This window comes from Vicinamibacteria bacterium, assembly GCA_035620555.1.
Classification (GTDB): Bacteria; Acidobacteriota; Vicinamibacteria; order Marinacidobacterales; family SMYC01; genus DASPGQ01.
On the sequence record DASPGQ010000285.1, the window covers coordinates 1 to 22,731 of the forward strand.

20 protein-coding genes are annotated in these 22,731 nt (G+C 63.0%); 11 read left to right on the forward strand and 9 right to left on the reverse strand.

The genetic code is table 11. The features are described from left to right. On the reverse strand, positions 1-818 hold an 818-nt coding region (locus VEK15_11615; GenBank protein HXV61335.1), incomplete at its 3' end, for a PA domain-containing protein. A 93-nt stretch (positions 819-911) separates the two neighbouring features. Further along, positions 912-1,568 (reverse strand): hypothetical protein, encoded by a 657-nt coding sequence (locus VEK15_11620; protein ID HXV61336.1) that lies wholly within the window; start codon positions 1,566-1,568, stop codon positions 912-914. A 96-nt stretch (positions 1,569-1,664) separates the two neighbouring features. Between VEK15_11620 and VEK15_11625 the strand changes: the two genes are divergently transcribed. Genes VEK15_11625 through VEK15_11635 form a run of 3 tightly spaced genes read left to right on the forward strand, consistent with a single transcriptional unit; the run spans position 1,665 to position 4,771 of the window. Continuing rightward, positions 1,665-3,107, forward strand: a complete 1,443-nt coding sequence (locus VEK15_11625) for a mercuric reductase (protein HXV61337.1) — start codon at positions 1,665-1,667, stop codon at positions 3,105-3,107. After that, the gene (locus tag VEK15_11630; protein HXV61338.1) at positions 3,107-3,802 is read left to right on the forward strand and encodes a TVP38/TMEM64 family protein; all 696 of its coding nucleotides are present in this window, start codon (positions 3,107-3,109) and stop codon (positions 3,800-3,802) included. The genes VEK15_11625 and VEK15_11630 overlap by 1 nt, the downstream gene beginning before the upstream one ends. A gap of 15 nt (positions 3,803-3,817) precedes the next feature. Next, positions 3,818-4,771 carry an MBL fold metallo-hydrolase gene (locus tag VEK15_11635; protein HXV61339.1) on the forward strand — a complete coding sequence of 318 codons (954 nt, stop codon included), beginning with the start codon at positions 3,818-3,820 and terminating at the stop codon, positions 4,769-4,771. 322 nt (positions 4,772-5,093) lie between these two features. On the opposite strand, the gene VEK15_11640 is transcribed toward VEK15_11635, so the two are convergent. Both VEK15_11640 and VEK15_11645 read right to left on the reverse strand, forming a co-directional pair. Beyond that, on the reverse strand, positions 5,094-5,753 hold the full coding sequence (locus tag VEK15_11640; GenBank protein HXV61340.1) for a YceI family protein: 660 nt from the start codon (positions 5,751-5,753) through the stop codon (positions 5,094-5,096). A gap of 247 nt (positions 5,754-6,000) precedes the next feature. Further along, positions 6,001-6,468: a YbhB/YbcL family Raf kinase inhibitor-like protein gene (locus VEK15_11645; protein ID HXV61341.1), complete on the reverse strand. Its 468-nt coding sequence runs from the start codon at positions 6,466-6,468 to the stop codon at positions 6,001-6,003. Between the two features lie 74 nt (positions 6,469-6,542). Here VEK15_11645 and VEK15_11650 point away from each other — a divergent pair, with 74 nt between their 5' ends. Continuing rightward, positions 6,543-7,226, forward strand: coding sequence for a PilZ domain-containing protein (locus VEK15_11650; GenBank protein ID HXV61342.1), 684 nt, complete (start codon positions 6,543-6,545; stop codon positions 7,224-7,226). 40 nt (positions 7,227-7,266) lie between these two features. On the opposite strand, the gene ilvD is transcribed toward VEK15_11650, so the two are convergent. Then, positions 7,267-8,910 (reverse strand): dihydroxy-acid dehydratase, encoded by a 1,644-nt coding sequence (gene ilvD / locus VEK15_11655; GenBank protein HXV61343.1) that lies wholly within the window; start codon positions 8,908-8,910, stop codon positions 7,267-7,269. A gap of 39 nt (positions 8,911-8,949) precedes the next feature. Here ilvD and VEK15_11660 point away from each other — a divergent pair, with 39 nt between their 5' ends. After that, positions 8,950-9,981, forward strand: coding sequence for a 2-dehydropantoate 2-reductase (locus VEK15_11660; GenBank protein ID HXV61344.1), 1,032 nt, complete (start codon positions 8,950-8,952; stop codon positions 9,979-9,981). A 76-nt stretch (positions 9,982-10,057) separates the two neighbouring features. Here VEK15_11660 and VEK15_11665 read toward each other — a convergent pair whose 3' ends face one another. Beyond that, positions 10,058-10,477 carry a type II toxin-antitoxin system VapC family toxin gene (locus VEK15_11665; protein HXV61345.1) on the reverse strand — a complete coding sequence of 140 codons (420 nt, stop codon included), beginning with the start codon at positions 10,475-10,477 and terminating at the stop codon, positions 10,058-10,060. Continuing rightward, complete coding sequence (locus VEK15_11670) at positions 10,474-10,701, reverse strand: AbrB/MazE/SpoVT family DNA-binding domain-containing protein (GenBank protein HXV61346.1); 228 nt, start codon at positions 10,699-10,701, stop codon at positions 10,474-10,476. Before VEK15_11670 ends, VEK15_11665 begins: the two co-directional genes overlap by 4 nt. A 160-nt stretch (positions 10,702-10,861) precedes the next feature. On the opposite strand from VEK15_11670, the gene VEK15_11675 reads away from it, so the two are divergent. The 3 genes from VEK15_11675 (at position 10,862) to VEK15_11685 (ending at position 15,805) form a co-directional block, all read left to right on the forward strand. After that, positions 10,862-12,955 carry a prolyl oligopeptidase family serine peptidase gene (locus VEK15_11675; GenBank protein ID HXV61347.1) on the forward strand — a complete coding sequence of 698 codons (2,094 nt, stop codon included), beginning with the start codon at positions 10,862-10,864 and terminating at the stop codon, positions 12,953-12,955. 14 nt (positions 12,956-12,969) lie between these two features. Further along, complete coding sequence (locus VEK15_11680) at positions 12,970-15,372, forward strand: penicillin acylase family protein (protein HXV61348.1); 2,403 nt, start codon at positions 12,970-12,972, stop codon at positions 15,370-15,372. A 226-nt stretch (positions 15,373-15,598) separates the two neighbouring features. After that, complete coding sequence (locus VEK15_11685; protein HXV61349.1) at positions 15,599-15,805, forward strand: hypothetical protein; 207 nt, start codon at positions 15,599-15,601, stop codon at positions 15,803-15,805. A 136-nt stretch (positions 15,806-15,941) separates the two neighbouring features. On the opposite strand, the gene VEK15_11690 is transcribed toward VEK15_11685, so the two are convergent. Together VEK15_11690 and budA are read right to left on the reverse strand one after the other, a co-directional pair. Then, positions 15,942-16,484, reverse strand: coding sequence for a hypothetical protein (locus VEK15_11690; protein ID HXV61350.1), 543 nt, complete (start codon positions 16,482-16,484; stop codon positions 15,942-15,944). Position 16,485: 1 nt separating this feature from the next. Then, entirely contained in the window at positions 16,486-17,256 is a 771-nt protein-coding gene (budA, locus tag VEK15_11695) for an acetolactate decarboxylase (GenBank protein ID HXV61351.1), read from the reverse strand. 277 nt (positions 17,257-17,533) lie between these two features. Here budA and VEK15_11700 point away from each other — a divergent pair, with 277 nt between their 5' ends. The 3 genes from VEK15_11700 to VEK15_11710 form a co-directional block, all read left to right on the forward strand. Then, the gene (locus VEK15_11700) at positions 17,534-18,121 is read left to right on the forward strand and encodes a hypothetical protein (protein ID HXV61352.1); all 588 of its coding nucleotides are present in this window, start codon (positions 17,534-17,536) and stop codon (positions 18,119-18,121) included. A gap of 246 nt (positions 18,122-18,367) precedes the next feature. Further along, complete coding sequence (locus VEK15_11705; protein HXV61353.1) at positions 18,368-21,136, forward strand: TonB-dependent receptor; 2,769 nt, start codon at positions 18,368-18,370, stop codon at positions 21,134-21,136. A 355-nt stretch (positions 21,137-21,491) separates the two neighbouring features. After that, a partial coding sequence (locus VEK15_11710; protein ID HXV61354.1) for a HAMP domain-containing sensor histidine kinase occupies positions 21,492-22,731 on the forward strand: 1,240 nt, incomplete at its 3' end.

Here is a 22,731-nt window from a genome sequence, read left to right on the forward strand (position 1 = left end):
GCCGACGTTCGCTCGATATCGATCGAGAGCGTGATCTCGACGCCCTCCAGCGGGGAGGACGCCGGTGTGCGCGAGGCGTCGATTCGTTTCTGGAGTCCTCGAAGGTCCGACCCGTTTGCCTGGAGAGCCCATTCGACGTGCTCGCGGCGCATATGAACGACGGGTATCGGCATCCGTTCGGCGCCCACGTCGACCCCGAACGGAACGAGCTCGTCGTCACGCCGGTGACGCGGTCCGTTCACGATAATGGCGCCGAGAGCGCCGTGGCTCGCGGCGACTCGGGTCTTGCGGACGAAGGTAGCGTGCCAGCCCCGCTCGTCGAAACCTCCGGGCGCGTACCGCAACAGGAGAGCGATCTTTCCCCTGACGTCGATCGCCGCATAGTCGTCATAGTCGTGCTCGGGTGCACTCACCCCATATCCGGCGAAAACGACCGCGGCCGACACGTCTCCGGGGGCACTGAACGTCAGAGGCTCGAAATCCACTCCCGGCCCGAGCTCGCGCGTCTGCCCCGACACCCGGAGAACGGCGCGAGGCGGTTTGGCCAGACGGTGCCCGATGGAAACCTGAAACCGCTGGAAGTAGGTGCTCTCGTCCCCGACCGCCGAAAGGCCCAGCGCTTCGAACTGGCCGGCGATATAGCTGGCAGCGAGCTCCAGCCCAGTTGTGCCGTTACCCCTACCCTCGAGCTCGTCCGAAGCCAGGAACTCGACGTGACTCTCGAGTAACTTGCGATCGAATCGACTCGGCCGCTCGGCTCCGTTGAGGGCTCCCGCGAGCAGCGCGGCGGCGAGAAAGACAGGCGCGGTTCGTGCCAAATTCAGATCTTCAACTCAATCCCGCAGGGTTCGTCCGGCTCCCGACGCCAGTATAAGATGCCGAAAGAAAACGTCCAAACTGGAAGCCCGGGCTCACGTTTCTTCGAACAAGGGCAAGGGCCTGGGCTCGAGCTCGAGGAGCACCTTCCAACGAAAGCTTCGACGGGTTTCATCGGGAAGGCGGCGATAGCGCGCGTGGTAGCGTCTCAGAAACTCAGCCGTCGCAGCGTTCACGTACCCGCCGCCACGCACCGGTCCGAACTCCTCGTCGTAGCGGTCGGCAATGGCCTGGAACAGCGTGTCCCGCCGGTCCTTCGCCACGATCGAGGCCGCGGCGACCGCCACATGATACTGCTCGCCAAAATCCCGAGCCTCGAGATGTGGGAATCGGTGACGGAGCGGACCGAAGACCTTCTCCCCGTCGGCCACGATGCGTTTCACGACGCCCGCTTCGGTGATGATCGAGACCGCCGCCTTGCGCTCGAGCTCGTTCAGGAGCCCGTAATCGGTGTACCGATCGACTTCGTCGTGCTCGAAGACCTCGACCTTGACCTTCTCTGCCAGACGCCGAACGTGATGGGCGAGCTCACGGCGTTTCTCGCGCGCCTCGTCTCCCGCGCCGTATTCTTTGGAGTCCATGACGCCGCGTCGCGTCAGGGCCGAGGCGGCTTGCGACTTCAAGACCACGCCTGCCACGACGAGTGGCCCCAGCACCGGACCGCGGCCGGCTTCATCAATCCCGAGGATCACCGGGGTCATGCTCACCCATCGCCGTCGCTTCCTGCAACCGTCATAAACTAGAGCGGGCTCGCGCCATGGCACGGGCCCGGAGGAGACCGGGCGACGATGGAGACACGAGACCGCTACAACGTGGTCGTCATAGGAGCGGGAACGGCGGGTCTCGTGACGGCCGCCGGCACCGCCGGACTCGGAGGGAAGGCCGCTCTCGTCGAGGCGAAGAAGATGGGAGGCGACTGCTTGAACTACGGCTGCGTGCCGTCGAAATCTCTCATCTCGTCGGCGAAGCTGATCTACCGCATCCGCCGCGCCGAGGAGATGGGGCTCGAGCGCACCGAGCCGGGCTTTCGCTTCGAGGACGTCTTCGCGCGGATGCGTGAACGGCGAGCCAGGATCGAGCCGCACGACTCCAGGGAGAGATTCGAGAGCCTGGGCGTCGATGTCTTTCTCGGCAAGGCGAGATTCGTCTCGCCCCACGAGTTGCTGATCTCCGGCGAGACCCGGCTCCGTGCACGCAACTTCGTCGTCGCCACCGGAACCACGGCCCTCGTCCTTCCGATCCCGGGGCTCGACAGCGTTCCCTATTACACGAACGAAACGATCTTCGACGAGATGCCCGAAGCACCCGGGTCGATTCTGATCCTGGGAGGCGGTCCGATCGGATGCGAGCTCGCTCAAGTCATGAGTCGCCTCGGCGTCCGGGTGACGCTCGTCGAGCTTCTCCCGCGCCTGCTCCCCCGAGACGATCGCGATGCCAGCGAGCTGATACGGAAACGTTTCGCCGAAGAAGGCATCGAAGTCATGACGGGCACGAAGGCGTCCCGGTTCGAGAGGAGCAACGGCGTCACGGCGGTTACGGTGGAGACGGATCGAGTCGAGAAAACCCTTCGGGCCGAGGCCATCCTCTTGGCGACGGGCCGGAAACCGTCCGTCGAGGGACTCGGTCTCGAGGAGGCGGGCGTCGAGTACGACCGGGGAGGCATCAAGGTCGATGCGACGCTGACCACGTCCCAGCGGCACATCTTCGCCTGTGGAGACGTCGCCGGGCCGTATCAATTCACCCACTCTGCCGACTATCAGGCCCGAGTCGTGGTCCGCAACATTCTTTTCCCCTGGCTCAAGACCAAGGCGGACTACCGCTGGATACCGTGGGTCACCTACACGGATCCTGAAGTCGCCCAATGCGGCTTGACCGAAGAAGAGGCGAAGAGGAAGAACGTACCCTACGATGTGTTCCGCACCGATTGGGAGGACCTCGATCGAGCGATAACCGACAGCGAGACGACGGGATTCGTCAAGGTGCTCACCGCAAGGGGCAAGGACAGGATTCTCGGAGCGACCGTCGTCGGAACGCATGCCGGCGAGGTCATGCACGAGGTGCTGGTCGCGGCAAAGCACGGCATCGGTCTCGCCAAGCTCTCCGCCACGGTCCACGCCTACCCGACGCTGTCGTCATCCGTCCAGCGGGTGGCCGACTCCTATCAGCGAACGAAGCTCACACCGACGGTAGCCTCGATATTTCGTTGGATCTATCGATGGCGGCGTGCCTGATGGCGCCTTCCAAGACCACGCTGAAGTATGGCGTCGCCATCCTGGCGATCGTGGGCGTGGTCGTGGTTGTACGCCTGCTGCCGCTATCCCATTGGCTGGGAGCGTTCAATGTCTGGGTGAGCGGCCTCGGGGTTATCGGGATGATCGCCTTTGGCTTGATGTATGCGGTGGCAACCGTGTTGATGCTTCCCGGGTCGCTGCTGACGCTTGCCGGAGGTGCGACCTTCGGTCTTCTTCCCGGCTTCGTCACCGTCCTGTTCGGGGCAACCGCAGGCGCGGCGCTGGCGTTTCTGGTATCACGCCACCTCGCGAGAAAACGCGTGGAGAACTGGATTCAGAAGAAGCCCTCCTTCGACGCAATCGACAAAGCGGTCGCGAAGCAAGGCTGGAAAATCGTCTTATTGACACGCCTGTCTCCCGTGTTCCCTTTCAATTTCCAGAACTACGCCTACGGGCTCACGAGCGTCAGCTTCGCCCAGTACACGCTCGCGTCGTGGATCGGGATGATCCCGGGCGCGTTTCTCTACGTGTACCTCGGAACGCTGGGAAGAAGCGGGCTCGAAGCCGCCGCGGGTGCTGGGAGAGCCGAGACGTTACGGCTCGTCCTCCAGGTCGTGGGACTCCTCGCCACGCTGCTCGTTACCGCGCTGATCACCCGAACCGCGAAACGAGCTCTCCGCGAAGCGGGGGTTTAGCTAGAATTGGGACGCGTGAGAGGTCGGATCGTGACGTCGGTGCTCGCCATCTGCGCCAGCTCGTGCGGTCCAGGGGACAATGTGCTCGTTCAAAATCGCGGCGAAGGCAAGGACAACTGGTGGGACGCGCTTCCGCGGCCGGCCTGGAGCCGCTTCGAGAGGATACCGTCGAGCCAGGATTGGTTCGAGGTCTACGAAGTCTTCTCCGGCATCTACGCAATCTACGAGCCGGGACAATTCGAGGAAGTCATCTCCTACCTCGTCGTCGGCTCCGAACGCGCGCTCCTCTGGGATACGGGACTGGGCATCGGCGACATGAGGACCCTTGTTTCCGAGCTCACCGAGCTCGATCTCATCGTACTGAACTCACATACGCACTATGACCACATCGGAGGCAACTATCAGTTCGACACCGTGTGGGGAACCGGCACCGACTTCACCAGGACCAACGCTGCCGGACGGGCACACGCCGACGTGGCCGAGTTCGTGAGCGAGGGCTGGATCTGGAAGGAAACTCCACCAGGCTTCCGCAGGGAAAGTTACCGTATCGAGCCGTTCTCCATCGAGGAGACCGTCGAGGACGGCACGATCCTCGACCTCGGCGATCGAAAGCTCGAGGTGCTGCTGACGCCGGGCCATGCCCCCGACGCCATCTGCCTGCTGGATCGGGAGAACCGTCTGTTGTTCACCGGGGACACGTTCTACCCGGCGGTACTCTACGCTCACCTCCCCGGCTCGGATTTGGAGGCCTACGAGGCCACGGCACGGCGGCTCTCCGGGCTAGAAACCGAGGTCGATCGGCTCCTCCCGTCGCACAACGAGCCCGTGGTCGCCAGCACTTACCTTGGCCGGATGAAAGAAGCGCTGGAATCCATAACCCGCGGCGAAGCCGAGTTCATCCTGACCGACGGGGATCGCGAGTACCCTTTCGAAGGGTTCTCGATTCTCACGCCGGATCCGCTGCCGTGATCGATTGCGCGCTTCCGACCGCGGCAGACACAACCGAGCGGCGAAGACCCTCAGGAGGCGTTCGAGTCGGACGGATGGAGCCAGAGCTGAGCCTTCGACAACTCCCGTTCCGTGCGCTCCCCGTCGCTTCTTCCTCCCTGAATGAGGCGTAGCTGCGGCCGCGCCTTCCGAGTCGCGCAATCATTGCAGAAGTCCTGCCACTTGTCCGTTGGCCCCTGACAAAGACGACATGAAGAGAACATGACTGACAACTCCCCCACACGCATTTCGAGTTGAGTCCTGAGGCGGGATTGCTGGGGTCCCCATCCCCAACACAAAAAGGCTACCTGAAATCCTTCTGAGATTCAAGCGAAGGCTCGGCCTTCCCCGACGATAGCTCTCGAGGCCGGGCGACGATGTCGAACGCGATCTTGAGCTCTTTCTTGGTCTTGACCGAGCCTCCGGCGACGGAAATCTGAGGTACGCCCCACTGGTCGGATGGAAGCTCGAGAGCTCCTCGAGCGGTCAGTCGATCACCTTCGACCTCGAAGCTCGCCGGAACCACGAGGTTCCTTTCCACGCCGCGCAGACTGAGGCTCCCCGTTATCTCCAGACGGGTGATTCCTTCGTCGTTCTTCACGAGCTTCGCGGCGGACGACTCGAACCGAATCATCGGATGCTCGCCGAGCGACAGGGCCTTGGTCTCCATGTCCGACTGAATCTCTGCACGGTCGTCTTCGCTCAGCTCGGCGTCGGCGACGGCAAGAGACGACGCATCGACCTCGAGAACGAAACGAGATTCTTGGGGCGAGTCCGCGTTCCACGAGACGATTCCCTCCAGGGCTCCGACCTCGATGAGATGGTCGTGGCCGAACATCTTGAAAAAGCCCGCCCTGCCCACCTCGATGGTCATGCGGCTCTCGTCGGAAATCACCTGATACGACCGTTCGCCCTGAGCCACCGCCCCGAGCATCAAGAGACCCGTCATGATCGAATCGAGCATCCTGCGCACTCCCTTCGGACTCGGGAGAAACCCGGCCCTCGTTCTTGCTTCGAGCATAGACCGGGCGACACCCGTCCCGCTGTGAAGCGGTTCGCAAACTGGGCAGGGTGATGAAAAACTCAGCCCCCCCTGCGCGAGCGGAGCGAGCCCGGCGCGCTCGCCGCGCCGCAAGCAGCCCGAGCCGTGGCGGCTCGAGCGATTACGGGTCCCGCCACGGCATTGAGCACTGGAAGTCTCGAAAACCGGGTCAATGCGTCTTTTCGTAGGTTCCGATTAACTGAGCGCTTCCAAGGATGTGTCCTTTCATCGCGTTCTCGAGCGAGGCTTTCGTAGGGGTGGCGAGATCGTCGAGAACCGCGTCGAGCGCGAACAGCTTGAAGAAGTACCGGTGCTTTCCAATCGGGGGACAGGGACCGCGGTATCCAGTGCGTTTCCAGTCGTTTTGGCCGGATACACCGCCTCCGAAATCTCGTGTCCCCTCGGAAAGCGAATGGACGCCCTTTGGAATGTTGTAGAGCACCCAGTGGACCCAGATCGTCTTCGGCGCCCCGGGGTCCGGGGCATCGGGGTCGTCCACGATGAGGGCGAAGCTCACCGTTCCTTCGGGAGGGTCCGACCAGGCGAGCGGCGGCGAAACGTCGCGCCCCTCACAGGTAAACCGTGCCGGTATCTCCTCCATGTGCTCGAAAGCCGTCGATCTCAATCTGAGAGGCATGGCTGTATTCCCAACGAAATCTTGCGTCGCTCGCGGCGAAAATGCTACCTCTACATTATCTGGAGTCGCTTTCGATGCAAATATCCCCTCGACGGGTCGTCTTTCCCCAAGGCTATTACGTGCGTTTCCGGGCTGCGCTCAACCATGGAGATGGAAGGCTGATGACCCTTTCCGAGGGCGGGGCCTATGTGGCCACGGTGGTGAACCTGCTCCCTCAGGCGCAGCTCTCGATGGCCATCGACATACCGGAGCTCGACCGCACCGTCGAGGTCGAGGCCGTCGTGGCGTGGGAGAACCGAGGAGCGACACGGCGTTCCTCACAGCCCGACGGGTATGGGCTCCGGTTCATCCGAGTCCCGGCCCCGTCGGCCGAGGCGATCCAATGGCTCCTCCGCCAAGAGCCCGAACAACGCACACCCTTAGCGGAAGCTTCGCCTCGGTACCCGCTCGACATCGACTTCATGGCGACGAGCGTACCCCCGTCGGCGGCCGGGATCTTCGTCGTCGGCCGTGACCAGGGCATCGCGGCACGCATCGGACGAGCCGACTCCGATTTGAAGAAGTCCCTGGCCGAGCTCGTCGGCCGCTATGGATTCTTCCACTTCGAGCTCGTCGCCACGCGCAAGGAGCGTTTCGAGCGCGAGTGCGAGCTCTATCACCAGCTCGGAGGTCCCCACGGCGGGCTCGACAACGAGGAACATCCGATCCCGTCGCCGGGATCCGAGCTCATGTGTCCCGTGTGCACCCAGGGAAACTGAAAGGCGGCGCCACGCTCGGGACTACCTAATCATCACCCTTTTAGCCCGTGACCGCGCCCTCCGATGCCGAGCCGACGAGCTTCTGGTACTTGGCGAGGGCCCCTTTGGCGTAAGGATTGTCGGGAGGACGCCACGCGCCCCGTCGTTCGTCGAGGTCGGCTTCGACGTCGAGCCGCCGGGAATCGACGTCGAGAATGACGGTATCGCCGTCGCGCACGAGTGCGATCGGGCCACCGACGGCCGCCTCGGGTGATACATGGCCAACCATGAATCCGTGGGTGGCTCCGCTGAAGCGTCCGTCGGTGACCAGCGCGACGGAATCGCCCAGTCCCTGCCCGATCAGCGCCGCGGTGACCGCGAGCATTTCCCGCATGCCCGGGCCGCCTTTCGGTCCCTCGTAGCGGATGACGACGACGTCGCCCGCTCGGATCTGGCGCGCTTGGACGGCCTCGAACGCTTCCTCCTCGGCATCGAAGACCCTAGCGGGACCCGCGTGTCGCGTCCGCTCATGCCCCGCGAGTTTCACGACACAACCCTCGGGCGCGAGCGAGCCGCGCAGTATCGCGATGCCGCCCCGCGATTTCAGAGGCCTATCGAGCGCTCGAATGACTTGCTGGCCGTCTGTCTCCATGGCGCTCGCGGACTCCTCGGCCAGGCTCCTGCCGCTCACCGTCGGCTGGTCGACGAGCAACCCCCCTTCGAGCAGGCGCTTCACCAAGAGTCTCGCGCCGCCGGCGCGATCGACGTCGGGGGCGGTGAAACGCCCCGCCGGCTTCAGGTCGGCGATCACCGGCGTTCTCGCCGAGATGCGATCGAAATCGTCGAGAACGAGATCGACTCCGGCTTCGCGAGCGATGGCGAGCAGATGGAGCACCGCATTGGTCGAGCCAGCCGTCGCGGCGACCGACGCGATGGCGTTCTCGAGAGCGGGCCGGGTGAGGATGCGCCTCGCCGTGACGCCGCTCTTGATGAGATCCATGACGAGCGCTCCGCATCGATAAGCCGCCTCCACCTTGCGCGGATCGGTGGCCGGGATGTCGTTCACCCCCATGGGAGAGATTCCGAGAAACGTCATCGCCGTCGACATGGTGTTCGCGGTGAATTGCCCCCCGCAGGCGCCCGCTCCCGGACAGGCAACCCCTTCGAGCGATTCGAGCTCTTTTCGAGTGATGACGCCGGCGGCGCAAGCCCCCACCGCCTCGAACACGTCCTGGATCGTGACGTCCTTTCCCCGATAGTTGCCGGCCTGTATCGACCCGCCGTAGATCATGAGCGATGGGAGATCGAGTCGGGCAAGTGCCATGACGGTACCCGGAATGGTCTTGTCGCATCCCGAAATGGCAACGACTCCGTCGAGGAGATGCCCATTGACGACGAGCTCGATGGAGTCGGCGATGATCTCCCGCGACACGAGGGATGACCGCATCCCCTCCGAGCCCATCGCGATCCCGTCGGAGACGGTAATGGTGTTGAACTCGAGAGGCGTGCCTCCCGAGGCACGAATCCCCTCCTTGACCTTCGAGGCGAGCTCACGGAGGTGGAAGTTGCACGGCGTCAACTCGGTCCAGGTGTTGGCCACTCCCACGAGGGGCTTGGCGAGGTCTTCGTCGGTCAGACCGACGGCCCTGAGCATGGCGCGGGCGGGCGCGCGTGAGATTCCTTTCTTGATAGCATCGCTTCGCATGCCCGAAGCTTCTATCACAGCCCGTCCAAGCGTCCTAGAGTGCTCAATGCCGTGGCGGGACCCGCGTTCGATCGCGCCGCCACGGCACGGGCTGCCTACGGCGCGGCAAGCGCGCCGATCTCGCGGCAGATGTCTTGGCCGCCGCTCGGCAGGCTGGGCCGTGGTTTGAACAGCCTGCTAGTTTTCGGCGCAGGCGCGGTGGGAAGCCTCGTGGCCGCCCGCCTCTCCCGGATTTGCGACGTCACCATCGTCGGTCGAGAAGACCACATCCGAGTCGTTCGTCGACGAGGTCTCGAAGTCCGCGGCATTACGGAGTTGGTCGCGACCGACCTCAGGGCGGCGACCCATATCGGTGAAGTCGCGACTCCCGAGGTGGTGCTCCTCACCGTGAAATCCAACGACACCCGCAAGGCCGTCGAGGCTCTTCGGCCGTTTTGGAACGAGGCCCTCTTCGTATCGCTCCAGAACGGTTTGGGGAACGAGGAGATCCTCGCCGAGAACGTCCCCCGAGTGCTCGGTGCGGTCATCAACCAGGGGGTCACGTACGTCGAGCCCGGCATCGTGTTTCACGCCGGGGAACGTGAGACTCTGTTCGCGCCTTTTGCCGGTAGTGGCCTCGAGGATGCCCGACGCATGGCACGCACGTTCGAGGACGCGGGTATCCCCGCACGAGCGGTGCCCGACATTCGGCGCGACCTGTGGGCGAAGACCATCTTGAACGCTGCCGTCAACCCCGTCACCGCGCTCCTGTCCCGACGCACCGGGGAGCTCCTCGACGAGGAGCTCGCCCCGGTACTCGAGGCGATCGTTCGCGAATCGGTCTCGATCGCCCGCGCCTCGGGAATCGAGCTGGAGGAGGCCGAGATCATCGAATCCATTGACGCGGTCGCGCGGGCGACGAAGGACAACAAATCCAGCATGCTCCAGGATCTCGAACGGGGCCGGCCGACGGAGATCGACGCGATTAACGGCGCGCTCTCGGAACGTGCCCGCGCACTGTCGGTGCCGGCGCCTCTCAACGAGCTTCTGACCCATCTCGTGCGCGCTCGGGCCTCAGCGGGAAAAAGTTAGCCGTGACGCGAGACGGAATAGTTTCTGGATGGTGGGGAGGTGGGCGACCTTGCGAACGTGAGCGCGCGTCGGGGTGCTAGGGTTTCTCCGAAGCGAAGGGATCCACCACCTCGACGCCAGCCTTCTCGAAATCGTTTCGGTTTCGAGTGACCACCGTGAGTCCATGTACCAGTGCCGTCGAAGCGATGAGGCTATCTTTGATCGGCATCGCCTGCCCGGAAGCCCGAAGAGATGCCAGAAGCTCCGCCCACCTCAATCCGGTAGCTGGAAGCCAAGGCAAGCAATGGATGCGCTGGACTCCCTGGGCGAACCAGGCCTCGAGCCGTTTCCGGCGTTTCCCCCGGGGTAGGAGCAAGATCCCGAACCGAATCTCGCCGAGGATGATCGGGTCGACGACGATCTCGCGCTCGTTGCCTCGGAGCCACTCGACGGCCGGTGGATAGGGGGCGGACTTCGTCGGTTCACTGAGGACGTTCGCGTCGACCAGGTAGTTCAAAGCCTATCGGTCGACTCGGACTCGATAGAGACGAAGAAGCCCTTCTCAGGACAAGCCAGAAGCCAATCCAGGAGTCCCGTGTTCGAGGGCGCCTTTCTCTTGAGACGGTATTCGCCGCGGTCGATGCGCTCGATCTCGAACTCCTGACCCGGTTCGATCTCGTCCTGCTCTCGGATTTCGGCGGGAAGAACGATCTGACCCTTGGTCGAAACGGTCGTCTTCATCGAGCGTAAGATATCATCTTACCCAAAATGCGTCAATGACGTCCTCGGCGAAGCATCGTCGTGGCGTTGGCGGTTCCCGTGCGTAGAGTCGGCGTTTGTCGGTGCAGCCTGCCCGACGGTATCATACCCGACCAAGGTCGCTTTCAAGGGGGAAAGACCCATGTCGAAGCGTGCTCGCCTTTCCTGCGCCGTCTTTCTACTCGCCGCGGCGGTCGGCTCCGCCCAGGATCTCACTCTCGAGCAGCTCCTGAGCTCGCCGTTTCCCACGTCTCTCGTCGCCGCTCCCAACCACCGGGTATTCGCCTGGGTCGAGAACGACGAGGGACGGCGAAACGTCTGGGTTGCCAGCGGGCCGGATTACCAGGCGCGAGCCGTGACCCGCTTCGAGGAGGACGATGGCCAGGAGATCGCCGAGCTCGCCATCGGACCGGGCGGTAATCACGTTCTCTTCGTGCGCGGTGGCGGGCCCAATCGCGATGGGGAGATCCCCAATCCCCAGAGCAACCCTACGGGTGCCGAAAGATCCCTCTTCATCGTTGCCGTCGATGGGAGCGAATCGCCGCGCAAGCTCACCGAGGGATTCGGACCCGTTTTCACCCCGGATGGGAGGACCATCGCGTTTTTGAAGGACCATCGAATCTGGACCGTCCCCTCGGTCGGGAAAGGTGAGCCGGAAGAGCTAGCGAGGACGAGGGGCGAGCCGGAATCGCTTCGCTGGGCTTCCGACGGCAAGCGACTCGCGTTCGTGAGCGACCGGGGCGACCACTCCTTCGTCGGCGTGTATGACTTCGCGTCGCAAACCATCGCCTACGTGGACCCGGGGCTCGGCCGCGACCGCGATCCGGTATGGTCGCCCGATGGACAGAAGCTCGCGTTCGTACGCGTGCCGAACGAGCGCCAGATTCTCCCGTTCAGCCCGAGGCGTGAAGCGCTTCCGTGGTCCATCCGTGTCTTCGACATCGCGGCGAATCGAGGCCGGGAGGTCTTCAAGGCGGACGAAGGTCGCGGAAGCGCCTTTCGCGGCGTGGCGGCCGACAACCAGATTCTCTGGGCCGCGGGGGATCGCATCGTCTTCCCGTGGGAACGCGAGGGCTGGACGCATCTGTATTCGGTTCCGGTGAACGGAGGCCGTCCCACGCACCTGACGCCGGGAGACTTCGAAGTCGAGCACGTGACGCTTGCGCCGGATGGTCGCGAGCTCTTCTATTCTTCGAACGCGGGCGACATCGACCGCCGTCACCTCTGGCGCGTCTCGGTCGAAGGAGGGGCGCCCCAGGCGGTGACCTCGGGGAAGGGAATCGAGTGGTCACCGGTGGTGGCGGGGGATGGAAGCGCGCTCGCCTACCTGGCATCGGATGCGAGACGACCCGCGCACGCGATGATCAAGGCTGGCGAAGCCGCCCCGCGGGCGCTCGCCCCGTCCCGGCCTTTTCCGAGCGAGGCCCTGGTCGAGCCCGAGCCCGTGACCTTCTCGGGCGCCGACGGAATGAAGATTCATGGCCAACTCTTCGTGCCGCCGCGCGGGTCGGGCGAGCGGCATCCAGCGGTCGTGTTCTTCCACGGCGGCTCGAGACGCCAAATGCTTCTCGGCTGGCACTACATGGGCTACTACCACAACGCATACGCGCTCAATCAGTACCTGGCGAGCCGCGGCTTCGTCGTTTTGTCGGTCAACTATCGAAGCGGCATCGGCTATGGCCTCGATTTCCGGGAAGCGCTCGAATATGGAGCCCAGGGCGCCAGCGAATTCCAGGACGTGCTGGGCGCCGGTCTCTACCTGAGGAGCCGGGACGATGTAGCGCCTGATCGGATCGGCCTCTGGGGAGGCTCCTACGGCGGCTATCTGACCGCACTCGGGCTCGCCCGCGCCTCCGATCTGTTCGCCGCCGGCGTCGACCTTCACGGCGTGCACGACTGGAACGCCGTCATCCGTAATTTCGTCCCCAGCTACGACGCAACGAAGCGCGAGGCGTTCGCCCGCCTCGCGTTCGAATCCTCTCCCATGGCACACATCGAAGGCTGGCGCTCGCCGGTGCTTCTCATTCACGGGGACGACGACCGAAACGTTCCCTTCAGCGAGTCCGTCGATCTCGCCGAGGTTCTTTCGCAGCATGGGGTCGACTACGAACAGCTCGTCTTTCCCGACGAGGTGCACGGGTTTCTGCTGCACCACAACTGGCTCGCGGCTTTCCGTGCGGCGGCGAATTTTCTCGAGCGCAAGCTGATGGGCTCCGCACCCACCACCAACGAATGAAAACGAGATCTGTCATGAACGTCCTTTTCGCACTTCTTGCCCTCAGTCCGCTGGCAACGGCCGAGCCGCTTTCGCTCGCCGGCCTCCACCAGCCGGTCGAGATACTCACCGACCGCTGGGGTGTGGCGCACATCTACGCGCAGAACGAGCACGACCTGTTCTTCGCCCAGGGGTACAACGCGGCGCGCGACCGCCTGTTCCAGTTCGAGATGTGGCGCCGCCAAGCAACGGGGACGGTCGCCGAGATCCTCGGCCGGCGAGAGCTCGAGCGCGACATCGGCACGCGACTCCACCAGTTCCGGAAAGACCTCGACCAGGAGCTCAATCATTACCACCCGCGGGGCAAAGCGATCATCGAAGCGTTCGTAGAAGGCATCAATGCCTCCGTGGACGAGGCGCTGGCCGAGCCCGCTCGATTGCCCATCGAGTTCCAGCTCCTTGGCATCGAGCCCGGGCGCTGGACGGCGGCGGACGTGATCTCCCGTCACCAGGGACTGCTCTCGAACGTAACCTCGGAGCTTCGGACGGCACGCGCGGTGCACGCCATCGGGGCCGACAAGGTGAGAGAGCTCGAGTGGTACCGGCCGGGCCAGCCCGAGCTCGAGCTCGATCCCACCATCGACGGCTCGCTTCTGAAAGATGAGATTCTGGAGCTCTATCGGGCTTTCCGTGGCCCGGTCGAGTTCCTGCCCGAGGATATCGTGGTCGAGCACCGGGCCGATGCCCGATCGCACGAACGATTCCAGGACAAGATGTTGCGGGCTCTGCCCGTGGGAGACGGCAGCGACGATATCGGCAGCAACAACTGGGTCGTGAGCGGTCGCTTCACCCACACGGGATTTCCGTACATCGTGAACGATCCGCACCGTGTCCTCGCGGTACCTTCGCTTCGGTATTTCGTCCACCTCGTCGCGCCCGGGTGGAACGTGATCGGCGGAGGGGAGCCGGTTCTTCCCGGCATCTCCATCGGACACAACGAATACGGTGGTTGGGGCCTGACCGTATTCGGTCAGGACAACGAAGACCTCTACGTCTACGACACGAACCCTCGAGACCCGAACCAGTACCGGTACCTCGATGGCTGGGAAGAGATGCGCATCCTTCGCGAGACGATTCCCATCAAGGGAGAGTCTCCCGAGACCGTCGAGCTCAAGTACACCCGCCACGGCCCCGTCCTCTTCGAGGACCGCGAGCACCACAAAGCCTACGCGCTCCGCGCCGCCTGGATGGAGATCGGAAACTCGCCCTACCTCGCGAGCCTTCGTATGAATCAGGCGAAGAGCTGGGAGGAGTTCGTCGAAGCCTGCTCCTACAGCCGCATTCCCGCGGAGAACATGATCTGGGGCGACGTCGACAAGAACATCGGCTATCAGGCGGTCGGGATATCTCCCATCAGGCCGAACTGGAGCGGGCTCGTTCCCGTTCCGGGAGATGGGCGCTACGAATGGGATGGGTTCTTGCCCATCATCGCCCTACCCCGAGTCAAGAACCCCGAGAAAGGATACTGGGGAACGGCGAACAATTTCATGGTGCCGGACGGCTATCCCTACCCTGAGGCGCTTCACTGGACCTGGGGTGACGAGATGCGCGGGCTTCGCGTGGACGAGCTCCTTTCCTCGGGTCGGCGGTTCACCATCGTCGATATGATGAGCTTCCAGCACGACGAGCTTTCCATCCCCGCTCGAAGCCTCGTGCCTCTTTTGAAGGAGCTTCAGCTCGACGACTCGCGCTCGCAGCAAGCACGGGACCTGCTCCTCGGCTGGGATTTCGTCGTCGACAAACCGTCGGTGGCCGCTGCGATCTACGTCAGCTTCGAGCGGCGTCTGCTCGACGAGGTCGCGACCACGGTCGTTCCCGGGCCGGCTCGAGAGCTCATCGGCCGGCTGAACAAGAAACGGGTAATCGACTGGCTGGTCGCTCCCGACGGACGCTTCGGCGAGGATCCCATCGCGGGGCGCGACGCCGTCTTGAAGGCGAGCCTCGCGGGAGCCGTCTCCGACCTCACCGAGCGGCTCGGGCCCGATACGAAGACCTGGCAGTACGGGCAGGAAAAATTCAAGCATGTTGCGATTCAGCACGCGCTGAGTCCGGCGGTCGACGTGGCGACGCGGGCGAAGCTCGATGTCGGGCCAGCCCCGCGAGGTGGGTATGACTCGACGCTGAACAACACGGGTAGCGGGGACAACCAAACGTCAGGGGCGACGTTCCGCGTCATCCTGGACGCATCCGACTGGGACAACTCGATCGCCACGAACGCGCCGGGCCAATCGGGCAATCCAGACGATCCCCATTACCGGGACTTGTTCGAGCTCTGGGCGAAGCATCAATATTTCCCGCTCTTCTACACGCGAGAGAAGATCGAATCGGTCACCGAGAGTCGACTCGAGCTGCTGCCTGTGGGAGCGACCGATCGGTGACCCGTCCGCAATCTGGGTAAGTCGATCCAGCACGAGCAGAGCGAACGTCCGGATATCTCACCCGGAGCGTGCCGTACGAGTTGGTCTTCGGCATGAAGAGGGCAATGCGAAGAGATCGTGCGCGCTTCGCTGAAAGCCAATGGGTGCGAACTGGTGCATCAAGGTGTATTTTCTCCTCATGAGTCGAGAAACGAGGATTCGAAGGAGTGTGACGCTTCCCGCGGCTATGGCCAAGCGTGTCAACGCCATCGCGCGCACCAAGAAGACGAGCGCGAACCGGGCCATCATCGACCTGATCGAATCCGGTTTGGAGGCTCAAGAGCGGGAGAGGCAGCGGTTCTTCGAGCTAGCCGACCGGCTGACGCAGTCGGACGATGCCGGGGAGCAGAAGCGGCTCAAGGAAGAGCTGTCCCGGCTCGTCTTCGGTGCTTGACGGCGGGGATGCCGAAGATCCGATGGAAGGAGCTTCGTCCTTCAAGGTCTGAGTGAGGGGGAGTATCCCAAGACGTTTCTTCTCAAAGAACAGGCGGCCAAGGGCCAGAAGCTCTGATCCTCTCGATCACATTAGGCTAGTCTGTCAGGCGCGTGAGCGTGAACGTGACGAGCTTCGCCGCGATACCAGGCTCGCGTTGCACCATGTGGAGCGCCAGCGCTTCGAGATAGCGTCCCGAGCTCCGGCTCTGCGCCTCGGTGATCACGAAATCGAACGTGAATGGAACCTGCGAGCCGTCCGGTAGCTCGTTCACGAACCGAGCCGTACCCATACCGGTCGGATTGACCTCGTATGTCCCCGACGCCGGGATGGTCAAAATCAGACGCCCGTCGCCATCGGGGTCCGGCTCGTTGAGGACGAGCTTGCGCACCGCGCCTCCCGCACCGTCGAACCGCGTCAGGCCGACGCTCGCAGCCTCGTGCGCTCCGCCCACGCCGACGAGCGCGTAAGACCCTTGGAGGCTCCGGTTGTCGAAGCTCGCGGGTCTCTGCACGCTGGTCGAGCCTGCAAGCCGCGCAAGCGAGAATGCCGCCGCTACCGAAAGGGCGACGACGGCAACGAGCTTTCGTCCTGAGGGAACCGGAGATTGACACATGTTCACGTTCTCCTCCTCGAGCATCTTATGGATGAAGTCCCCTGCGACTCGACCCGCGAGCCTCCGGCCTTCCAAGGCGAACCTGCAGTTCGTTCGTCTGATCGATGGCCACCGTCACGTCCAGGACGTCGCAGTCGAGCACGTGGCCACCCGACGTCCGGTCCTTCGTCAAGGCATGGAAGTGAAAGCCGGTCACGTTGACGTCCGCGAAGTCGGGTGGGAACCAGAACCCCGCCAGTGTCGCGTCCGCAAAGGCGAAGTCGAAAACGATCTGACCGCGCAGCGCATCCTCGAGGGGGACGTAGGGCTTTTCTTGCGCGGGAACGCTCCTCGTTCGCAGGCTTGTGAAGGCTCCCTCGACGCGGATCGCGTAGAGGAGCTCTTCCGAGGGGAAACGACCCGCGATCGCGCCCCCCAGCTCGCTGCACGGCATCGGTCCCTCGAGCTCGAAGACGTCGTCGGGCTGGAAGAACGTCACGGCGGCGAAGGGCGTCGTCGCGCTCGGCGGCACGCGCGTCGCGGCACCGTCCGCCGTAACTTGGAAGAATTGCCCGTCGAAGGCAACCATTTCTCCATCCAGTCGATCGAAAGTGCCGAGTCCAAAATTCCCATGGTTAGTCAGCGAGCGAAAGGAGAGCCGGCCGTCGTACCCGCCGACGAAGAGCTCGCCAAGGGTGGACACCTGGTATAGGACGTCGTTCCTGCCTCCTGGTTCCGGAGACGCGGCACCATCCACAAGAGGCATACTGGCAAAGACGAGATAGGCGACCATGCGAAAGTGACTCACCGGTGGCATTCCTTTCCCTCTGTAAGCGCAGGATGCGCTAGCGCGGTCGTGGTTCGCACCCTTCCCACGAAATTCGTGGCCCTCCCCAACGATGTACCGCAGACGGTCCTCGGCCCCCAACGAGAACGGCAATTGTAGCTCATGCGTGCTCGGCCATCCTGCGCCTTCGACAGAAAGTGGCCGGAGAGACCCGTGTCTCGGTAGCGCCCTCGGCGTGAATCTGGCTAATCTATGCCGCTTGGAGGGGAGTGACGCACAGCGAGCAACCCCCTCGGAAGGAGACGAAGTGAATTCAGATTCGAGGCGATCGTTGGGGCTCGCGTTGATCTACCTCGTCGTCACCGGCGCGCTCAGCCAGGAGGCGGTGGCACAGGTTCCGGATGCCGACTGTTTCTCGGGAAACTGCGGGGGCAGCAAGGGTATTCCGGAATGCCCCGAGGGCTACGAAGAGGTGGGCTTCGTGCTCTATGCCAACAGCAGAGCCGACGTCGCGCAGAGCTGCGAGACCATCGTCTCCTGCACCAACCTCGGTCGAAAGAGAGTCGAGGTCAACTGCCGCTTCGACTATGGGTTCAATCCCATACCGCCCGGTGGCGATCGCAAAGACGCTCTTTGCCACGCCGTAACGCCGGACGTCGCTCCCGGCGATACGAACGAGTGCGCGACCGACGCCACGGAGGCTCCGCAGTACCAGGCGGGCGGTATCTTCCTCGCGGGGGATGCCAACTGCCCGCCTTTCGAGGGCAAGGGCCTCGTCTGCGTGAAAGGTGGAAAAGCGAGCGACATCTTTTGTGAGGCACACCTGGCCTGCAACAACGGCGCGACCCTCGAGAATATCGACGTCGTTCGAAGAAAGAGCTCGAAAAAAGACTGATACCGTCGCCGACGCTCGCTTCGCTCACACGATGGAGCGTGACCGCTCCATCGTCGTCCCATGCGGGTGGCGTAAAGGGTGTATCGAGCGCATTTTCGCGTTAGGCGTGAACTCGGAGTCTATTCTCTCTACGACAGCGTGGATCTTCTCCGGGTGAGAAGCTTGCGGTACCACTCGGTTTTGTCTATTAAAAGCTGGCACGTTTCCACGCAATTCTGCGGTGCATTAATCCAGGGGACGGGACACTTGGCGCTCAAGAACGTTCGAAGCGTTGCTTCGATCCTGTTTCTGGTTCTCTCATATGCGGGACCGGCCGGCGCGCAGGAGATCACCGGGAGTCTCGTGGGCACGGTGACCGACGAGACGGGTGGACCTATGCCCGGAGTGGTGGGCACGATCACCTCACCGGCTCTCCTGGGCGGCCCATTGAGCGAAGAGACGAACGACAAGGGGCAGTTCCGGTTTCTTACGCTCGCGCCGGGCGTCTATCGGCTTCAGATCGAGGCCGATGGGTTCGCGACCTATCTAGAGGAAGGCATTCGCATCCAGGTCGGCGGCACGGTCGAGAGGAACGTGACGCTGAGGATTCAATCCATCACGCAATCCATCGTCGTCAGTGGCCGAGGCCCCCTGATCGACAACAGGGAGCCCGGGTTCGTTACGAACTATCAGTCGGACGCGATCCGGAATACTCCGGTACCAAGGGACAGTGTCTACGATTGGGTCAAAATGGCTCCCGGGGTCTCGGCGACCTCTCCAACCTCTACCCAGCAGCGCAACGTCACCCTGATGGGAGCGGGGATCAATGAGAGCACTTATCTCATCGACGGAACCAACATGACGTCACCCCGATACGGAAACGCCCGACCTCGCCCCAGTCTCGACTTGGTGGAAGAGGTAGAGATCCAGGCGGTGGGGGCTTCCGCCGAGCACGGAAACCTGATGGGGGGCGTTTTCAACGTGGTCACGCGGCAGGGCGGGGACGTATACCGGTTCGATGCTTCCTATTACGGCCAGTGGTCCGCGCTTACCGCTCAGCCCATTCTCGAGCCGTGCAACTGCCCCCGTGTCGAGACGGGCTTCGAGCGAGATCTTTATCATGACTTCAGCGCCTACGCCGGGGGCCCCTTGGCCAAAGAACGCGCCTGGTTTTTCGGGGGCTTCAACCTCCATAGGGATTTCCAGTCCCAACCGGGTGCCGATCCTCAGTTTCCCTCGGAGGATAGAGTCGACGGAGTCTTCGCCAAGCTCAATTGGCAGGTGACACCGGGTCTCAGGGTCATGTCCTCGGCTCACTACGACCGTTGGTCCTATCCGAGCCGGACCGTCAATGCCTTCGTCCCCAACGAGACGAGCGAAACTCGATCGGGGCAGAGCTTCGCGGGAACACTGGCGGAGCTCACTTACGTGCCCGATGCCAACACCGTCTTGGAGCTCCGCGCTTCGACGGCGTCCTTTATCTCCGGACTCGAGCCGGTAAACGGCAGCAAGACGATTCCGGCACGCCTGGACATCGCAACCGGGGTATTCAGCGGGGGCGCCCTCTACTTCGGTGACACGCTAGAGCGAAAGACGGATATCCGCGCGAAGCTCAGTCATTACGCCACTGATTTTCTCGCGGCCGATCACGATTTCAAGTTCGGAGCTCAATTCATCGTCGCCCGGAGCGAGGGCTTTTACGCGTACCCGGGAGCCGTCCATTACCTCGATTACGGCGGTCAGCCTTTCCTGGCACGATATCGCGATCTCTACAGCTACGGCGGCGCCTTCGACACTTTCGGCGTTTTTGCCGAAGACACTGTGCGACTCGGCGATCGCCTGACTCTTGATCTCGGTGCCCGTTTCGACTACAGCAAGGCCCGGAATCCCGCTGTTCCCGAGTACGACCAGTCGGGACGGCAGACCGGCAACACGATCCCGGGTCGGGGCGAGCTCTATAGCTGGAGCGTCGTTTCTCCGAGGCTCGGGCTCACCTTCGAGCTCACCGAGGACGCCCGGAGCGTCCTTCGTCTGTTCTATGGGCGATTTCATCCGGGAATCCTGACGACCGAGCTCCAAGCCGTGTCACCCGGATTCGGACCCATTACCGTTGCCTCCTACGATCCGGCAACCGGTAGCTACTCAACCGTCACCGCGATCATCGACCCGTTACAAAACGTCCAGATCGATCCCGGCACCAGGAGTCCCCACACCGATCAGTATTCCCTGGGCCTAGAGCGAGGAATTGGAAATGACTGGGCCGTGGGAGTGAGCTACGTGAGGCGTACGGGCGGCGATTTCACCGGTTGGATAGATATCACCGGGGTTTACGGAAGGGAGGAGGTTCTCCTGCCGGACGGGAGCTCTCTCGAGGTCTTTCCTCTCGAGAGCGATCCGGCGGAACGTTTTTTTCTTCTCACGAATCGTGACGATTACTACATCCACTACGACGGCGTGATTTTCACCGCCGAGAAACGCCGGGCCGACCGTTGGCAGCTCTCCATGTCATACGCTCTTTCGAAGGCAACCGGATTGCAGTCGCAGAACGTGATCGATCCGGCGGGCGGACAGGGAAGCGTTACGGTGAGCTTCAACCCCTTCGGTCGCGATCCGAACGATATTACCAACGCGACCGGCATCCTACCCAACGATCGCTCGAACGTGCTGCAGGTACTGGGAAGCGTGGAGATTCCTCGCCTCGAGGTTCTGCTCGGCGCCCACTTTCAATACCTGACCGGCACACCCTACACGTCGTTCGCCAACGTCACGCTTCCCCAGGGCTCACGGTCAATCTACATCGAGCCGCTGGGCTCGCGGCGACTGGCCTCCCAGCAGATCCTGGACTTTCGTATCTCCAAGACGCTCCGCATCGGTTCGAGGTCGCGTATCGAGGTCCTCGTGGACGTCCTCAACGCCCTCAACGACACATCGGAGGAGGACGTTGCCACGCAGAATTTCTTCAGTCCCAATTTTGCGGTCGGGAGCAACTTCGTAGCCCCGAGGCGGGCGATGATAGGCGTCAAACTCTCGTTCTGAGTCCGGGAGCCGAGCGTCGCGACGGTCAAGACCCTGGCCGACGCCGGCCGGGACATGAACTCGAAGTACAAGGAGACGAGCGAAGCCGGTTTGGCTCAGAACCTCGTCCTCTGTTGACGCGAGACCAACGGAACCAAAGAGAACTCATGTAATTTCGCGGATCCCGGCTTCTTGCTCGCGTCCCGACGGATAAGCCACGTCGCATCGGGGTCAAGTTCTAGTCGCTCGTCTGACGAGACCACGTCGCGCCGTGCTTGCCGCTTGTTCGTCCCTCTGGTTTGTTGAAGCCATCGAAATCCATGACGTATTTCGTCTCGCCAGTTGCAGTTGGGCAGCAAGCAACTAAACTTCCGCCATGACGACTACCCACGTGCGCGAGCTTTTCTTCCCCCAAGACGAGCTCGATACCGAATTTCGGACGGCGCTGGAGTGCCTGTCGCTCACAGGCCTCCGTATCGCGTCGGGGATCGCCATCGGCGGCTCGCTCCTCGTCGTTTTGATGGGACTCCTCGGGGTACCCGGGATGTCCCAGCTCTTCACCCTGGAGCGCGGTCTGCCGACGCTGGCTCTCGCATTCGTCCCTTTCGGGCTTTCGTTCGTTCCGAGCTTGCAACCCTATTACCGACTCATCGGAGCTCTCGCGGGCTTTCTCGTCTCCCTTGAAGCCATCTTTGGATTGATGAGCACGGTTCCGGACCCCGTCCACGCCGCGCACCTCGCCGCGATCAAAGTGACGGCGGTGATGCTCGTCGCGATCGCAGCTTTCCCAATGAGGCCTTTACAAGTCTTAGTGATGGGCCTTGGAATTACCGGCGCGATGATGGCCGTGCTGCAGCGGGTCGAACAGGGTGCCATCGCCGTAGTCAGCGTCTTCATCGTGACTCTCATCTGCACTTTGTTGGCGACGATCCTCTACCGACAGCGCGCCTCCGCCTACCGGGCACGCAGGAAAGCCGAGAAAGCCTTCGAGGAGCTCCGGTCGGCGCAGGCTCGCCTCGTCGTCGCGGAGAATGCGCGGTCTCTAGGACGGTTCGCCGCCGCCTTGAGTCACGAGTTCAACTCTCCGCTCGGGGCGTTACGGAGCTCCATGGATACTCTCGTGTCACTCATCGGCAAAGCGGGTCACAAGGTGCCGCCTGATCAGCTCGAGGAAGTCGCCACGGGCGTCGCCGAGACCGCGCGTCAGTCCTTGCGGAGGCTCACCGATACGATCGATCGGATCAAGCATTTCACCAACCTCGACCGGGCCGAGATCCAGATGGTCAACTTGAACGAGCTCTGGGTCGACACGGTGGCCCTTCTCGGAGGCGAGCTCGGCGGAAGGGCTGGCGTGAAGCTCGATCTGAAACCGCTTCCACCGTTGAAGTGTCGACCTCAACAGTTGAGCGCCGTCTTCTCCAACCTGTTGCGGAACGCGGCCGCGGCGACCGACGCCCGCGGCACCATCAAGATCACGACCGCCAACCGGGGTTCGCACGTCGTGCTCGAGGTGCACGACGACGGGAAGGGAATTCCTGTGGAGCGGCTGCCCTATCTGTTCGATCCGGCATTTCGCCCGGAGGGCGCTCGCGTCGGAACGGGCTGGGGGCTCTTCG

Excerpts from the sequence above, each read along its gene's own strand:
- VEK15_11685 (HXV61349.1), top strand. The coding sequence starts at position 15,599 with ATGGCCAAGCGTGTCAACGCCATCGCGCGCACCAAGAAGACGAGCGCG.
- VEK15_11690 (HXV61350.1), bottom strand. The coding sequence starts at position 16,484 with ATGCTCGAGGAGGAGAACGTGAACATGTGTCAATCTCCGGTTCCCTCA.
- VEK15_11640 (HXV61340.1), bottom strand. The coding sequence starts at position 5,753 with ATGCTCGATTCGATCATGACGGGTCTCTTGATGCTCGGGGCGGTGGCT.
- budA (HXV61351.1), bottom strand. The coding sequence starts at position 17,256 with ATGCCACCGGTGAGTCACTTTCGCATGGTCGCCTATCTCGTCTTTGCC.
- VEK15_11680 (HXV61348.1), top strand. The coding sequence starts at position 12,970 with ATGAACGTCCTTTTCGCACTTCTTGCCCTCAGTCCGCTGGCAACGGCC.
- VEK15_11645 (HXV61341.1), bottom strand. The coding sequence starts at position 6,468 with ATGCCTCTCAGATTGAGATCGACGGCTTTCGAGCACATGGAGGAGATA.
- VEK15_11675 (HXV61347.1), top strand. The coding sequence starts at position 10,862 with ATGTCGAAGCGTGCTCGCCTTTCCTGCGCCGTCTTTCTACTCGCCGCG.
- ilvD (HXV61343.1), bottom strand. The coding sequence starts at position 8,910 with ATGCGAAGCGATGCTATCAAGAAAGGAATCTCACGCGCGCCCGCCCGC.
- VEK15_11625 (HXV61337.1), top strand. The coding sequence starts at position 1,665 with ATGGAGACACGAGACCGCTACAACGTGGTCGTCATAGGAGCGGGAACG.
- VEK15_11650 (HXV61342.1), top strand. The coding sequence starts at position 6,543 with ATGCAAATATCCCCTCGACGGGTCGTCTTTCCCCAAGGCTATTACGTG.
- VEK15_11630 (HXV61338.1), top strand. The coding sequence starts at position 3,107 with ATGGCGCCTTCCAAGACCACGCTGAAGTATGGCGTCGCCATCCTGGCG.
- VEK15_11670 (HXV61346.1), bottom strand. The coding sequence starts at position 10,701 with ATGAAGACGACCGTTTCGACCAAGGGTCAGATCGTTCTTCCCGCCGAA.